At 65.4% G+C, this 12,508-nt stretch carries 11 protein-coding genes and 1 pseudogene; 8 read left to right on the top strand and 4 right to left on the bottom strand.

Going from position 1 to position 12,508, the window contains the following annotated elements; all coding sequences use genetic code 11:
* From QC818_RS18185 to QC818_RS18155, 7 genes and pseudogenes are all read left to right on the top strand, one after another.
* Positions 1-213 (top strand): annotated as a pseudogene (locus tag QC818_RS18185) (hypothetical protein); the annotation flags it as partial.
* Entirely contained in the window at positions 198-863 is a 666-nt protein-coding gene (locus QC818_RS18180) for a YdbT family protein (RefSeq protein ID WP_309654286.1), read from the top strand. The pseudogene QC818_RS18185 and the gene QC818_RS18180, both read left to right, overlap by 16 nt.
* A 70-nt stretch (positions 864-933) precedes the next feature.
* Positions 934-2,985: a type VI secretion system Vgr family protein gene (locus QC818_RS18175; RefSeq protein ID WP_309654285.1), complete on the top strand. Its 2,052-nt coding sequence runs from the start codon at positions 934-936 to the stop codon at positions 2,983-2,985.
* Between the two features lie 6 nt (positions 2,986-2,991).
* Positions 2,992-3,909 (top strand): DUF4123 domain-containing protein, encoded by a 918-nt coding sequence (locus tag QC818_RS18170; RefSeq protein ID WP_309654284.1) that lies wholly within the window; start codon positions 2,992-2,994, stop codon positions 3,907-3,909.
* A gap of 12 nt (positions 3,910-3,921) precedes the next feature.
* Complete coding sequence (locus QC818_RS18165; RefSeq protein WP_309654283.1) at positions 3,922-6,021, top strand: toxin VasX; 2,100 nt, start codon at positions 3,922-3,924, stop codon at positions 6,019-6,021.
* Positions 5,991-7,400 carry a hypothetical protein gene (locus tag QC818_RS18160; protein ID WP_309654282.1) on the top strand — a complete coding sequence of 470 codons (1,410 nt, stop codon included), beginning with the start codon at positions 5,991-5,993 and terminating at the stop codon, positions 7,398-7,400. The genes QC818_RS18165 and QC818_RS18160 overlap by 31 nt, the downstream gene beginning before the upstream one ends.
* A 14-nt stretch (positions 7,401-7,414) precedes the next feature.
* The gene (locus QC818_RS18155) at positions 7,415-8,548 is read left to right on the top strand and encodes a hypothetical protein (RefSeq protein WP_309654281.1); all 1,134 of its coding nucleotides are present in this window, start codon (positions 7,415-7,417) and stop codon (positions 8,546-8,548) included.
* A 143-nt stretch (positions 8,549-8,691) separates the two neighbouring features.
* Here the strand turns inward: QC818_RS18155 and asd are convergent, their stop codons facing one another.
* From asd to rsgA, 3 genes are all read right to left on the bottom strand, one after another.
* Positions 8,692-9,528: an archaetidylserine decarboxylase gene (asd, locus tag QC818_RS18150; RefSeq protein ID WP_309654280.1), complete on the bottom strand. Its 837-nt coding sequence runs from the start codon at positions 9,526-9,528 to the stop codon at positions 8,692-8,694.
* Between the two features lie 143 nt (positions 9,529-9,671).
* Entirely contained in the window at positions 9,672-10,505 is an 834-nt protein-coding gene (locus QC818_RS18145; protein WP_309654279.1) for a sulfurtransferase, read from the bottom strand.
* A 32-nt stretch (positions 10,506-10,537) separates the two neighbouring features.
* Positions 10,538-11,551 (bottom strand): small ribosomal subunit biogenesis GTPase RsgA, encoded by a 1,014-nt coding sequence (gene rsgA, locus QC818_RS18140; RefSeq protein WP_309654278.1) that lies wholly within the window; start codon positions 11,549-11,551, stop codon positions 10,538-10,540.
* An 82-nt stretch (positions 11,552-11,633) separates the two neighbouring features.
* Between rsgA and orn the strand changes: the two genes are divergently transcribed.
* Positions 11,634-12,227 (top strand): oligoribonuclease, encoded by a 594-nt coding sequence (gene orn / locus QC818_RS18135; protein ID WP_309654277.1) that lies wholly within the window; start codon positions 11,634-11,636, stop codon positions 12,225-12,227.
* A gap of 17 nt (positions 12,228-12,244) precedes the next feature.
* Here the strand turns inward: orn and QC818_RS18130 are convergent.
* The coding region (locus QC818_RS18130; RefSeq protein WP_309654276.1) for a hypothetical protein at positions 12,245-12,508 on the bottom strand (264 nt) is incomplete at its 5' end.

Genomic DNA, 12,508 nt, shown 5'->3' with positions numbered 1-12,508 from the left:
ATCCGCGCCATCCAGAAGGCCGAGCGCAAGACCCTGCCGGCGAGCCTCGAGGAATGGTCGCAGCCGCTCCCCAGAGAGCAGTGGGCCCAGCCCAGTGAAGCGCTCGAGCGCCTCTCGGCGGAGGTGCGCCGGCGCCAGGCCCAGCAGCCCAACCGGCCCATTACCGCCATCTTCGCCGAGGTCTATGGAGAGAAGGAGTGGCTGACTGCCTGATCGGCAGCGTTTCATTTGAGTCATGTGATGCCATCGCCGTGACAGGAACGGTGAATGGGATGGGGGCTGCGTACCGCCGAAGGCCGCCTATCGCAGCGAGCCCTTCGATGCTCATCAAGGCTGACGGAATCGTCACTGTCGGCTGCTATTTCAAGGAGGAAAACACCATGGAATCCCTGCAACAATCCAACGAGATCGGTGAGCGTTTCACCATGTCATGGACGGCTTATGTGCGTCCCATCATCGTCTTTTTGGTCATGGTAGTGGTTGGCTTGGCTTTGACCGGTATCCGCGATTGGCTGGGGGCCATCTTCATCCTGTTCTGGTTGGCCTTCTGTGTCGTCCAGATACTGACGATTCGTAGCATCGTTCTCTATACAGACGCCGAGGGCGTTTGGGTCTATCGCGGTATCTTTCCTTGGTCGAAGGGCATGTTCGGCATCAAGTGGCGCGACATCGAGGATGCCACTTTCACCCAGAACTTCCTGAGCTGGCTGTTCAAGTCCTATACCGTGCGGGTGGGCCACCGCTTCACCAAGGCCAGTGAGATCGTGTTGCCCCATATCCGTCGCGGGCACGATGCGGCCATGCACATCAACGAACTGCATCGGCATACCTATACCGCAGGGCCTACCGAGAGCATGGCCTGAGTAGGTAGATACTTTTCCGTGGACTGCGGCGGCGTGCTGATCGGCAGCGCCAGCGGGGAAGGCGGCTGAGATGGCTGACCAGACCGGACTGCAGTTCACCCTGAGCCTGACGGGGGCCGAGGACGCCGACCTGGCGGTGATCGACTTCACCCATGAGGAGGCGCTGTCGGCGCCCTTCCACCTGCGGGTGCGCTTCGCCAGCCGCGCCGGTGACCTCGCGCCGGCGGCGCCGCTCGACCGCCCGGCGAGCCTCACCGTCTGGCAGGACGGCGTGGCCCAGCGCCGGGTCCACGGCATCGTCGCCGAGTTCGGCCGCGGCGACCGCGGCCATCGCCGCAGCCACTACGAGGCGGTGATCCGCCCGTCGCTGTGGCGGCTCTCGCTGCGCCAGAACTCGCGGATCTTCCAGCGCGTCTCGCCGCTGACGATTCTCAACACCCTGTGCGAGGAGCGCGGCCTGACCGACGTGGCCTTCGCGGTGACCCGCGAGCCGGAGGAGCGCGAGTACTGCGTGCAGTACCGCGAGACCGATCTCGAATTTCTCGAGCGCCTGGCCGCCGAGGAGGGGCTGTTCTACTTCCATGAGTTCGAGGACGCCGACCTCGGCGCCCACCGGCTGGTGTTCGCCGACGATCCCCAGGTGCTCGCCGCCCTCGGCGAGCGGACCTATCACCACCGTGCCGGCGGCAGCGCGCCCCAGCGTCACCTGCGCCGGCTGACCCAGACCGCCCGGGTGCGCCCGGCCCGCGCCCAGCTCAAGGACTATTCGTTCAAGCAGCCGGCGTACGCTCAGCTCCACGATCATCAAGGCCAGGGGCTGGAGCAGCATAGCCAGCGGGCGGACTACGAGCACTACGACTACCCGGGGCGCTACAAGGCCGACGCCTCGGGCCAGGCCTTCACTCGCCACCGCCTGGAGCACCTGAGAAGCGACGCCCTGACGATTAACGGCGAGAGCGACCTGCCGGAGCTCGCCCCGGGCACCCGTTTCACCCTGGCCGACCACGACGTGGCCGAGTTCAACCGCGGCTGGCAGGTGGTCGAGGTGATCCACGAGGGCGAGCAGCCCCAGGCGCTGCAGGAAGACGCCGTAGGCGTGACCGCCGGGGATCGTGACGGCATGACCCGCTATCACAACACTCTCACGCTGACCCCGGACGACGCCGCCTGGCGCCCCGTACCGCAGCCCAAGCCGCGGGTCGACGGCCCCCAGGTGGCCTTCGTGGTGGGCCCCGAGGGCGAGGAGATCCACTGCGACGCCCACGGCCGGGTGCGCTGCCAGTTCCCCTGGGACCGCTACGCGGCACCGGATGAAACCGCCAGCGCCTGGATTCGCGTCAGCCAGGGCTGGGCCGGGGGCGGCTACGGCATGATGGCGATCCCGCGCATCGGCCACGAGGTGATCGTCTCCTTCCTGGAGGGCGACCCGGACCAGCCGCTGATCACCGGGCGCACCTATCATGCGGTGAACACCCCGCCGTACCCGCTGCCCGAGCACAAGACGCGCACCGTGCTGCGCACCCAGACCCACCAGGGCGAGGGCTTCAACGAGCTGCGCTTCGAGGACCAGCGCGACCAGGAGCAGATCTGGGTCCATGCCCAGAAGGACCTGGAGCTGCTGACCGAGAACGACCGCACCGAGGAGATTCGCCGCGACAGCCACCTGACGGTGAAACGCGATCGCATCGAAGAGCTCGACCGCGACGACCACCGCACCGTGCACGGCGAGCGGCGCACCCGGATCGACGGCGACGACCACTTGAGCGTGGGCCAAACCCGCCACGAGAAGATCGGCCGCGCCCAGCTCGTCGAGGCCGGCAGCGAGGTGCACCACAAGGCCGGCATGAAGGTGGTCATCGAGGCCGGCGCCGAGATCACCTTGAAGGCCGGCGGCAGCTTCGTGAAGCTCGATCCATCCGGGGTGACCATCGTCGGCCCCAGCGTGAAGATCAACTCCGGCGGCAGCCCCGGCAGCGGCACCGGGCAGAGCGCCCAGGCGCCGATCCTGCCGGGGGAGGACGAGCCCGCTCCGCAGTTCACGCCGGTCAAGGCGCCGCAGCATGCTGCCCTGTTGCAGCAGCAGGCGCTGTGCCCGGTCTGCGAATCCGGCAGCGATGGATGATCGGCCATGAGTGAGCCTTGGTCAGCGGACGGATCGACGTGGGAACTTGAACTCGACTGGCCTGAGGCAGGGGAGGTGTTCCTGCTGCTCGACGGTGTTCGCGTGAAGGAACTGGCCCGGTGCCTTTACGAGTGGTCGGAAGGCGATCTGGATGCCGACCTGCTTTACGCTGGCACGCCCTGGGCCGAGGTGGCCGAGGTGTCGCCATGGCTGGTGCGGCTCCAGGGGCCAGGCGATCCCGTGCTCGAGCGGTTTCTCCGGCAGGGAGCCGAGGCGGAGTGGGGCTATCTGATCCTCGGCTCATGCGATCTGCTGGACGTGGCCGATCATCTGCGCGACCTGATCCAGGTGCGGCATCCTGCGGGTCTTCCCATGCTGCTGCGCCTGGCCGATCCGGCGGTCATCTCGTCGCTGTTCACGGATGGTAGTTCGCCGGAGCAGGTGCCCTGGGGGCCCATCGAGCGGCTGATAATGCCGGATGCGGTGCAGGAAGCCTGGCACAGGCATGCGCCGCTGGAGAAGGAGGCGACTGGCCGGCCCAGAAGCGCTGTGGATTATCGGCTCTCGGAGTCGCAGCTGGCGCGCCTCGAGGAATGCGATCGGCGCCGAGACATTCGTCAGCTGATGACCTTCGTCGACCGGCACTGCGATGGCTGGCTGATGGCGGCAGATCGTCCCCAGCGCCACGCGCAGCTGGCCGTCATCGTGCAGGAGGCGTGTGAGCTAGGATTAACCACCCCCCGGGAATGGGCCCTGCTCTGCACCCTGATGCAGCGCCTCGGGATCACCTCCTGGCAGCAGGGCGAGGGACTTGATGCGTGGACGGACTTGTTAGGCGATCCCGGGCAGGGCAAGGGGATGGCACGCCTCGAGGCCGCCCTGGCGGCGGCTCCTACATCATCACGGACTGACGTTACGACATAGGGAGAATGTCACATGGCTGCGTTCGAGCGACCCGCCGATGATCGCAACGATGCCTCGCTGGCGGCGTATGAAATGTCGAGTCGCGGCAGCGAGGAGGGCGCCACCTGTCCGCTGCTGGGCGGCAGGGTGCAGTTGCTGCCCTTGCGCTACGGCCTGGTCGAGGAGCTCGAACCGGGGGTGGAAACACCCTATTCGCTGACGGCGCGGCCGCTGGGCATCCGACTGTTGCGCAACGGCTACCTCTATATCCTCGATAGTGAAACCCACCAGCTCGACGAGTACGAGTTTCGCGACTTCGGCGACACCATCACCGGCGGCAAGCTGGAGTACGAGACCGATCGCACCCTCTACGTGTGTTTCTCCGAGGTAGAGTGGACCGCGGCCAAGCGCGCCCAGGTGACGGAGAGTGAAGAGGATCGGGATGCCTTCATGCAGGCGGTCGATCTCTCCGGCGCCAACCCCGTCAGCGGGGGAGGCCAGCATCTGATCACCACGGCCCAGGCCGAGGAGTGGGTGGCGGAGTTCGCCGAGGACGCTCAGCTGGAGGTCCCGGAAGAAGGCTACGAGCACGAAGCCCGGCCCTACCTCTGGGAGAACGAGCCCTACTACCACAAGTCGCGGCTCGGCAAGCTGCTCAAGCAGCATGGCGTGGAGGATCGCGACGAGGCCCTGTGCCTGGTGGTGCGTGACGACATCGGCGTGATGCGTGATCTGGCCCAGTTTCAGGACGAGGTTGTGGGCTGGGTAGAGGATTGGGCCACGGAAAATGAAGGGCGTACTGAGCGGGATTACCTGCTGGCCTGCTACATCGAGTCGCTGTCCCAGTTGCAGGGCGCCTCGCTGGACGACCTGCGCCAAGTCTCGGAGGACCCGGCCGTCCAGGCCATGTGGGACGAGGCCGCCGCGATGGAGGAGCCTCGTCAGAGCGAGGTGCGGCAGAGCCTGCTCGATTTCCTCAATCGGGATAGCAACACGGGTGAGTTACCACAGCCCTACGACCCGGACCTGCCCGTGGAGCTCAAAGAGCGCCTGCAAGAGATACGCGGTGAGGCGAACCGCAGTAATGCCTATGAAATCGCCGACCGCTTGCAGGGAGCGGTGCGCCGTTACTACGTCGAGGAGAGCCTGAGCGACAGCCTGGGGCGTGACTTCGTGGAGCGGCATGGTGATGCCCTGCTCGCCATGAAACAGCAGCACAACGAGCGGCTCAGGGCCCTGCTGGAAGGCAGCAGCATCGGTGAGCGGGGCATCAATGAACTGATCGACCGCGAGCGAATGGACACCTTTCTCGCCGAGCAGCGCCCGCGGCTGCAGCGCTGGAATGCTACGCTGGATGCCCTGTCCGCTGATCGCGCCGAGATGCTGTGCAGCAACCGCTTCCACACCGCCGCCTGGTACTTCGATGCGCAGAACGCGGATCAGGTCCACGAGGGCTTCAAGGCCCAGTATGGGTGCCTGAAGGATATCTGCCGCAGCGATGAGTCGATCGAACGGGTCGCCAACTGGCTGGAAGAGGTCCCGCACTACGATCGGCCGTTGTTCCATACCCTGCCACTCGCTGACCAGAGCGACTTCATCGGCCAGTATTCAACGATTGCCAATGCCGGTTACGGGGCCGTGCTCAAGACTAAGGACCTGTGGGATGAGCTCAACGCGATCGAGTCCGGGCAACTGCCGGCGGTCGATCAGCTACCCGAGGATACCCAGGTCATCGCCGAGAGCGCCCATCAGCCCTTGGCGCCGGCGATCTCGCGGGGCATCGCCCAGGTCATGGACGAGTTCACCAGGGCATCAACCGTGACACGATCCCCGACCTGGAGGATCTGTTCCGTCGCCTGCCCAAGGCGCTGCCCGCGAGGATCCTCGATGCCGCCCATCGCACGGGCGCCAGCTTCGTCGTGGCCTCGCGAGAGGAGTTGGCGAGTTTCCAGCGAACCATGCAGCGTGTCCTGGCGCTGCGAGAAGAACTCAGTGCGATCCGAAAGCGTCGAAATGCCGTCAAGGCGACCGCCGGGCACCGCTCCCTCGAGGCACAAACCCTGCTTGAGGAGTTCAAGCGCCTGCGCCAGGAACTGCAGACGGTGCATGAGCCGGAACTCGCCCGTGCCCTAAGCCCGATCGAAGAGCTTCCCGAAGACGGTGTGCGTATCGCTGGTTCGGCGCCAGGACGCGCCGGCCTGACGCTGGTGCTGCCAGCGGCCCAGCAGGCCGAGGTCAGCGGCCTGATGCGCAACCTGCGACAGGGCATTGCCTCGACGCCGTCGGCGAGCCTGGCCGGGGACGGCATGGGGCTGCTGATTTTTGCCACGCAACTATCTACTCTTGCCCAAGCTTGGAACGATTTTTGGGGGCAAGTTGGCTCTGATGAAAATGTTGAAGTTTGGCCTCTTGTTAATAGTGTGGTTTCAACGGGGAGTGTCGGTTTCTCCGCTGCTCAAGGCGTGATGGACACTGCACTTTCATCCAGGTTGAACGCGTTGAATAACGCTTTGCAGGTCTCGGGGGCTAAAAGCGTCAGTGCATCTCTTGGGCGCCTTCATATGTTCCTCGGCGGCTTCACCTATGCTTTTGGATTTGTGGCCAGCTATGTGAGTCTGACTAGTCGACATGACGCTTGGCAAGAAGCCGTTCGTAGCGGTGATCGTAGTGCCCAAAGTGCTGCCATGGCCAGTATGGTGGGTGCGGGGGGCATGCTGGGCTCCAATGCCTATGGATTGGCTAACACCCTTCATGCAGGATATTCGGTGGCGTTTCGTGGTGTCTCCTGGGCCGCTGCCGGCGCTCGTCTGGGATCGGTATTCTGGCGCTTCAACCTTGCCGGGGCGCTGTTTACCGTGCTCGAACTGGGCGGGAGTTGGCTCTATAACCGTTACAGTACCAGTCGCCATGATGACTGGTTACTTACCACCCCTTGGAGTCAGGATGCGGATCAAGTCCGTGATGATGATGTTGAAACGTATCAGTCTCGGCTACAGGCAATCGCGCAAGCACCCAGAATCAAGGTCAGTATCGAGGAGTTCGATGGATGGTGGAAGAGCTGGACGCAAGGACCGAAATCGGTCGACTTTGCCCTTTCGCTGTCGTCGGTTAGCCTGCAGGACCTCTCGGCGCCTTTCGGGGGTAAAGCACCGGTGCGCCTGTTTCTTGGTGGCTATCAGGTACAGCCCGAATACCGTGGGCGTGATTACTGCCCGGAGAGGTGGGTGACGGCCACCGAGAAGGTCTTAGCAAACCTGACACTAGAGGAACAGTCACCGCTTTCGCTCGGCTTTCCTCGTCCCGAACCACTTGATTCGATATCGGGCCGCAGAACCGACAATGTCATAGCTATTCGACTGGAAGAGCTAGGGGACGATGGCCAATATCGAGTCCATAATTATCATATCCGGATTTCTGCCTCGGGCGGTGAGGGAGATTACACCCCATCAAGCGTTGCCGTTAGTGGTGAAACGGCGCCCTGGAAGGAAATCGACACGCTTCTTCTTAATTAATTCAAGGCTTGTTTATGTCCGCCAAGGAAAATCAGACACCACGGCCCGATATGGCCCAGCCCCACCAGGCCGGAGACATCGAGCCCTTCCCGGCAGGCAAGGTCTGCTACCTTTCCCCAGCCCCCTTGCCCACGGGCTCCGCGCCTGTGGACTTCAATCAAGCCATCGGTGAGGTCAACGATGCCTATCTGGACTTCGGAGGCAGTCTGCCCACGCCCTTTACCTGGCAGTTTACCCTGGGCATTCCTTTTATCAGTTATTTTATTTTGGCTTTCTTGATGCCTTTAGCGTTAGGAGTTGCTGGGTGGATATATGGTGAAAGTGTTGATATGTTTTTTTTGGTTTCAGGGATTGTTTTTGAAGAGGTTTTTTTTACGATCTCTGTGATATGTTTTTTTTTCTTGATTATGGCATTGCTTATAAAGTGCCAATACCACTTCAAGTTCCGCAATGACGTCCCCACCCGTTTCCACCGCCAGCGCCGCGAGGTGGCCTTCGCGCCGGGCGGGGGCAAGCCGCCGATCATCGTGCCCTGGGAAAGCGTGGCGGCCTGGGTGACTCAGGCGCAGGGGGCGACCCAGTACGGCGTGCAGCGCCAGTATGGCCTGGGGCTCGGTTTCATCGATCCCGAGACGGGGCAGCAGCATTTCCTGGAACTGCCGCAGCCCGGCCTGCCGCTGGCGATGGGGCTGTGGGAGTCGGTGCGCGCCTATATGGAATACGAGGTGCATACCCGCGAGGAGATTCAGGACCCGAACGGCCTGCAGCGCCCCGGCGACCCGCCTTACGAGGGCGTGCATACCTTCCACAACGCCCGCCGCCGGCTGCATCGCCGCCATCGCGACGGCGAGATCGGCCTGTTCAAGGTGGCCATGTGGTACCTGTGGCACATCCTCGTCCTGTGGACGATTCCTTATCACCTCGCCGAGTGGGAAATCCGCGCCATCCAGAAGGCCGAGCGCAAGACCCTGCCGGCGAGCCTCGAGGAATGGTCGCAGCCGCTCCCCAGAGAGCAGTGGGCCCAGCCCAGTGAAGCGCTCGAGCGCCTCTCGGCGGAGGTGCGCCGACGCCAGGCGGAACAATCTAGCCGGCCCATCACCGCCATCTTCGCCGAGGTCTACGCCGAGGAAGCGACGCTCTCGGCCTGATGGTCGGGGGACTGCCCATCTTGTGAAGGAGGGCGCAGAGAAAGGCCGTTGCACTGGAACGATGGAAGGCGGGGCTCGCACAGGGCCCACTCCGGTGAGTGGGCCCTGTGCGATGGCGGGTCAGAGGGTGGGGACGCGTCGCCTCAGCCGAACTCGCCGAGTCGCTCGCCCATCCGCACCTTGCGTTCCGTGTCCTGGGCGTCGAACTCCACCGGTTCGGCGAAGGCCATCACCACGGTGGAGCCGAGCTTGAAGCGGCCCATTTCCTCGCCTTTCTCGAGATGCACCGGGGTGTCGAAGCGGATGCGCTGCACGCCGCCGCGGGGCAGGGGGGTGATCTGTCCGGCCCACACCGTCTCGATGGCGGCGACGATCATGGCACCGACCAGCACCAGGGCCATGGGACCGTGCTCGGTGTCGAAGTGGCAGACCAGGCGCTCGTTACGGGCGAAGAGGTTGGGCACATGGTGGGTGGTGGCGGCGTTGACCGAGAACAGCCGGCCCGGCACGTAGACCATCTCCCTGAGCGTGCCCGCCACCGGCATGTGCACCCGGTGGTAGTCCCGCGGCGACAGGTAGACGGTGGCGAAGCTGCCGTCGTGGAAGCGCCCGGCGGCCTCCAGGTCGCCGCCCAGCAGGTCGGCGGCGGTGAAGTCGTGGCCCTTGGCCTGGATCAGCCGGCCGCGGCCGATGGAACCGAACTGCGAGAGGGTGCCGTCGGCCGGCGAGACCAGCCCCTCGCCGATGGGGCGGGCGCCGTCCTTCAGCGGCCGGGTGAAGAAGTCGTTGAAGCTCGGATAGGCGCGCGGATCCGGCTCGTGGGCCTCGCGCATGTCCACCTTGAACTGGCGGATGAAGGCGCGAATCAGGGCGTCCTTCAGCCAGCCGACGCGGCAGTCGGCCAGCCGGCCGATCAGCCGCGACAGCAGGTGGTGGGGCAGGGGGTACTGGATCAGGGCGAACAGCTTGGCTGGGGTCACGAAGGAGTCATTCCTCAAGAGGGAAGTAGGAAGAATGAAGAGGGAAGAAAGATGAGGGAAGACAGCCTAAGCGGTTTGCTTCCCTCTTCCAGGCGCGAAGCGCCGGTCTTCCGTCTTCGAGCGGCGCAGCCGCGTTCTTGCCGTCAGGGCTTTTCGATCGGCGTGTCGTCGCGGTTGCCCCACTCCTTCCAGGAGCCGGCGTAGCCGCGCATCTTCTCGAAGCCCAGCGCCTTGCCCACCAGCCAGGTGAAGCCGCTGCGGTGGTGGCTCTGGCAGTGAGTGACCACTTCCATGTCCGGGGTCAGGCCCAGGGCCTCGAGCTCGGTGACCAGCTCCGCGTAGTCGCGGATGCGCAGGTCGCGCGCCTTGTCCATGGCGTCGGTCCATTCCAGGTTCACCGCGCCGGGGATATGGCCGAGCCGCTTGTTGTCGCCCTTCTCGCCGTCGTACTCGGCCCGGGAGCGCGCGTCCCAGATCGCGAAGCCCTTCTCGCCCAGGCGCTCGGCCAGCTCGGCACGATCGATGGCCACCTCGGGGTGCAGGATCTCGGCCTCGTAGTCGCTGGGCGTCGGGGCGGTCGGCTCGGTGGCGACCGGCAGGCCGGCAGCGCGCCAGGCGTGGATGCCGCCATTGAGGTAGGAGTAGCGGGTGTGGCCGATCAGCTCCAGGGTCCACAGCAGCCGGCCGGCCCAGCCGCCGCCCTCGTCGTCGTAGGCCACCACGTGGGTGTCCCGGGTCAGCCCCAGCGACGAGAACAGCGCCGACAGGGCGGCGGGGTCCGGTACCTCGTTGGGCACCGCGCCGTCGCCGCGCATCAATTGCCGGAAGTCCAGGTAGACGGCGCCGGGCACATGGCCCTGCGCGTGGCTCTCGGCCTTGAGCGGCACGTCGACGATCAGCAGCGAGGGGGCGTCCAGCCGTTCGGCGAGCTGTTCGGGCTCGACGATCAGCGGCAGCAGGTTGGCTTCGGAACTCATGGCGCTCTCCTGGCTCGGGGATTCCGTCTCTCTCAACGCTCTTCGAGACTATCGACGATACGGCGGTAGCTGGCAAAGCGGTCGGCGTGGACGCGGCCGTCTTCCACGGCCTCGAGCAGCGCGCAGCCGGGCTCCTGGCGGTGCCGGCAGTCGCGGAAGCGGCAGCGCCCCAGCAGCTCGCGGAACTCGATGAAGCCCTCGGCCACCTGGGGCTCGTCCAGGTGGGTCAGGCCGAACTCGCGGATGCCGGGGGAGTCGATCAGCTCGCCGCCGCTGGGCATGTGGTAGAGCCGGGCCGTGGTGGTGGTATGGCGGCCCTTGCGGGAGTCCTCGGACAGCGCGCCGATGCGCAGCTCCTCGTCGGGCAGCAGGCGGTCGATGAGTGAGGACTTGCCCACCCCGCTCTGGCCGACGAACACCGAGGTGCGATCGGCCAGCCGCCGGTGCAGCGCATCCAGGCCGCCGTCGCGGGCGGTGCTGGTGGTCACCACCGGATAGCCCAGCGCCTCGTAGCGGCTCAGCAGCCGGCGCAGCTCGCCGCCCGTCTCGGGCAGCAGGTCGACCTTGTTGAGCACCAGCACCGGGGCGATGCCGGTGGCCTCGGCGGCCACCAGGTAGCGGTCGATGAGGTTGGCGTGGGGCTCGGGTTCCACGGCGAAGACGATCAGGATCTGGTCGATGTTGGCCGCCACCGGCTTGAGCTGGCCGCGGGCATCGGGGCGCTCGAGCACGCTGTCCCGCTCGCTGCGGGCCACCACCACGCCGCTGCCGTCCTGGCCGGCCCGCCAGACGACCCGGTCGCCGGTCACCAGCCCCTCCAGGTTGGCGCGCAGGTGGCAGCGCACCGGGGCCTCGCCGCCCTCGGCGAGCACGTCCAGGGTGCGGCCGAAGTGAGCGATCACTCGCCCGGGCTGCTCGGGGCCGTATTCCCCGGCGGCGAGCTTGTCGGCGTCCTGGCTGCCGCGCTTCTCGGCCCGCTTGGCGCGTTCGGCCTGGATCTTCTCGATGCGCCAGCGCTGCTGGCGGCTCAGCTTGCGTTTGCTCATGATGGCCCGAAGGTCGGTACAATGGCGGCATTGTACTCATCAACCGGGCCGGCTGTCGTCAGCCCCCGACAAGGAAGCTCCCATGGCCGCGAACCGAGACGCCCAAGACCCCCGCACCCAGCGCCTGGTGTGGATCGACCTGGAGATGACCGGGCTCGACCCGAACCGCGAACGGATCATCGAGGTGGCCACCCTGGTCACCGACGCCGACCTCAACGTCGTCGCCGAGGGGCCGGTGATCGCCGTCCATCAGCCCGACAGCCTGCTCGAGGCCATGGACGACTGGAACCAGAAGACCCACGGCGCCTCGGGGCTGGTCGAGCGGGTCAAGGCCAGCGCCGTTGATACCGCCGAGGCCGAGCGCCTCACCCTCGAGTTCCTGAACGCCCACGTGGCCCCGGGCAGCTCGCCGATGTGCGGCAACAGCGTCCACCAGGACCGCCGCTTCCTGGAGCGGGAGATGCCCGAGCTGCTGGCCTTCTTCCACTACCGCAACCTGGACGTCTCGACCCTCAAGGAGCTGGCCAAGCGCTGGAACCCCGGGGCGCTGGTCGGCTTCGGCAAGCGCAACGTCCACCTGGCCATGGACGACATCAAGGAGTCCATCGCCGAGCTGGCGCACTACCGCCAGACCTTCCTGCGGCTGGAGGACGAGGACAGCGACGAGGAAGAATAGGCCCGGCTGCGCCGGACTCAAGCTTGAAGAGCGGCGCTTCGCGCCTGGAAGCTCGAAGCTGGAAGAAAACCCTTGACCCCGCAGCCGTCGGGATCACGCTGCCTTCGAGCTTCGAGCTTCGAGCTTCGAGCTTCGAGCTTCGAGCTTCGAGCTTCGAGCTTCGAGCTTCGAGCTTCGAGCTTCGAGCTTCGAGCTTCGAGCTTCGAGCTTCGAGCTTCGAGCTTCGAGCTTCGAGCTTCGAGCTTCGAGCTTCGAGCTTCGAGCTTCGAGCTTCGAGCTTC

This window comes from Halomonas koreensis (assembly GCF_031451675.1).
Taxonomy (GTDB): domain Bacteria; phylum Pseudomonadota; class Gammaproteobacteria; order Pseudomonadales; family Halomonadaceae; genus Halomonas; species Halomonas koreensis.
This window is presented reverse-complemented; position numbering and strand designations above follow the sequence as displayed.

Bases quoted from the DNA above. Each gene is read 5' to 3' on its own strand.
- orn (WP_309654277.1), top strand. From the start codon at position 11,634: ATGGCCGCGAACCGAGACGCCCAAGACCCCCGCACCCAGCGCCTGGTG.
- QC818_RS18165 (WP_309654283.1), top strand. From the start codon at position 3,922: ATGGCTGCGTTCGAGCGACCCGCCGATGATCGCAACGATGCCTCGCTG.
- QC818_RS18170 (WP_309654284.1), top strand. From the start codon at position 2,992: ATGAGTGAGCCTTGGTCAGCGGACGGATCGACGTGGGAACTTGAACTC.
- QC818_RS18145 (WP_309654279.1), bottom strand. From the start codon at position 10,505: ATGAGTTCCGAAGCCAACCTGCTGCCGCTGATCGTCGAGCCCGAACAG.
- QC818_RS18155 (WP_309654281.1), top strand. From the start codon at position 7,415: ATGTCCGCCAAGGAAAATCAGACACCACGGCCCGATATGGCCCAGCCC.
- rsgA (WP_309654278.1), bottom strand. From the start codon at position 11,551: ATGAGCAAACGCAAGCTGAGCCGCCAGCAGCGCTGGCGCATCGAGAAG.
- QC818_RS18175 (WP_309654285.1), top strand. From the start codon at position 934: ATGGCTGACCAGACCGGACTGCAGTTCACCCTGAGCCTGACGGGGGCC.